This window comes from Mycolicibacterium agri, assembly GCF_002553505.1.
GTDB lineage: Bacteria > Actinomycetota > Actinomycetes > Mycobacteriales > Mycobacteriaceae > Mycobacterium > Mycobacterium agri.
On the sequence record NZ_PDCP01000188.1, the window covers coordinates 1 to 2,144 of the forward strand.

At 67.0% G+C, this 2,144-nt stretch carries 1 protein-coding gene and 1 pseudogene; both read right to left on the bottom strand.

What is annotated here, in order from left to right; translation table 11 throughout:
- Window positions 1-80 precede the first annotated feature (80 nt).
- Window positions 81-461: pseudogene (locus tag CQY20_RS33605) on the bottom strand (ATP-binding protein); the annotation flags it as partial.
- Entirely contained in the window at window positions 458-1,810 is a 1,353-nt protein-coding gene (locus CQY20_RS33610; protein WP_097945678.1) for a Mu transposase domain-containing protein, read from the bottom strand. The gene CQY20_RS33610 and the pseudogene CQY20_RS33605, both read right to left, overlap by 4 nt.
- Window positions 1,811-2,144: the final 334 nt, after the last annotated feature.

Consider the following 2,144-nt stretch of genomic DNA (forward strand, 5'->3'; position numbering starts at 1 on the left):
CACCGAACGTCGCATCAATCGCAACAACGTCCTGAACAGGCAGAACGCGGCACTCTCACTCTCGAACCCGCGATAACACCCGGGCCGATGAGCAAGATGTTGGTCGCCGATTCCAGGTAGCGACAGGTGCCCAACTCGTCGATGAGCTTGCGGTCGATCCCGGCGGCGGCATCGACATCGAAATCGGCGAGGGTGGCCGGGGTGGGCAGGCAGGCGAACCGCAGCCGACCCGCCAGGCGGCGGGCGGTGCTGGCCTCGACTTCGACAGCCAGCAGTCGCTCCAAGGCGACGGTGAGCGAGAGTCCTTCGGCGCTGGCCTGGTCCAAGACGGCGGGTAAGGCTTCGGCGGCCGCGGCCAGTTTGAGTTCGGCCAGATGTGAGCGCAGCTGTTGATAGCGGCTTGCGGCTGCCGTCGGTGCCTCCTCGGTGGTGGTCTTCGGGGTGCGTGGGGTGGGGGTCATTGGATGGTCCTGTTCTGGGCGGCCCGCTCGTAGGCGGATAGGTCGATAACGGTGGAATCGGTTGATGGAGTTGATGTTTGGATTGCTTCGGTGTCGACCCGCAGTATTTGTGCGGCAGCGGCTTTGGCCGCCGGACCGGGTGGGATGCGTTCTTTGCGGCGGTGCGGTCGTCCGGTCGCGGCGGTGGCCATCGCGGCGGTGTCGAGGGCGATGACATGGCCGCTGTCACGCACCATCACCCCGAGCCCGTCGGCGGCCATCCTGTGTCGGGCGATCACGATCCCGCTGGCGGTGGCGATGTCGCAGAACTGGCCACCCACCGGGTGTGACACCACGACCTGGGCGGCGGCCAGTTCCGGGGGCACCGAGTACCGGTTACCGCGATAGGACACCAATGCCTGCCGCGACGCTGTGCGGGTCTCGGAAACGATCACCGGGTAGGGCCGTGCTGGCGCAGGCGTCAGCGGCTCGGTCTTGGCCACCACAGCGACCGAGGACCGGCCGTCGGCGGTGGCCCGCAGCCGGGTGTCGCCGCGCACTGCGGCGAAGCGGTCCAGACTCACCTGAGCCTGCTCCACGGTGGCCTCGTCGGCCAGGGTGCGCCACCAGCGTTGTGCGGCAGTGTGATTGACCTTCTCCACCACACCCTTGCGGTTGCCGCGCCGAGCCGGGCAGATCGCCACCGCCACCCCGTAGTGCTTGGCCACCCCGGCGAACGACGCGGTCACCCGACCCGAGCCAGGGTCACACACAGCGGCCATCCGGTCGAAGCGCCACACCCGCGTCACCCCGCCCAGACCGCGGGTCACGCGGTCGAGGCAGGCGACCAGGTGCGGCTGGTCTTCCGAGGGCGCCAGGGCTGCGCGCCACTTGCCGGAATGCGCTAGCGAGCCCACCAGCAGATGCGCGGTCTTGCCCCACCCCCACCATTCCGGCGGATCGGGCAATTCCAGCCAGTCCCATTGGGTTTCATCACCCGGCTCGTGCGGGATCACCGCGTTCGGGCGCTGTGTGGCCGTGCGGCACGCCTCGCACACTGGGCGCAGATTGCGAGCCCGGATGTTGCGGGTCAGGCTCTGATACGACAAGCCGAACCCCAGCTGCTCGAGCTCGTCGAGCAGGGTGCGCGCCCACAGGTGCGGGTCCTCGGTCAACCTCGCGGTGACGTAGTCGACGAACGGATCGAACGGATCCGGTCCGGAGCGCGCACGAACCCCCGGTTTGCCGTCACCGTTGAGATACTTGCGGACCGTCTTGCGGTCGAAGCCGGTGTGGCGGGCGATCGCTGAGATCGACCAGCCACGACGGCGTAGGGCATGTACTTCCAAGTCGTCCTCCCATGTGAGCATGAGAAAGCGGGCCTCCTTCGATGGAGCAACTGGCGTCAGACACCAGCAGCTTCGAGGGAGGCCCGCCCTTCTCGGCGGAGCCACACGGGTGGGGAATTTCGATGAGCGTCAGTGGGGAATTTCAGCGAGCGCGATCAGCGCAGCGGTCGGCGTAACCAGTGGCGCCAGGTCGGGTCCGTAACCGCCATTCGTTATGCCGTCGATAACAAACGACGCACCTTGTAGCAGGTTGTTTAGGAGTGACTCCAAGTCGTCGGTGTCGCTTGCCAGGGTGATGGGACCACCTGATTGCCAGGGGGATGGGACCACCGTGGCGCGTTACTGAGGATGCTTG

Coding starts and splice junctions, on each gene's coding strand:
- CQY20_RS33610 (WP_097945678.1), bottom strand. CDS start 1,810: ATGCTCACATGGGAGGACGACTTGGAAGTACATGCCCTACGCCGTCGT.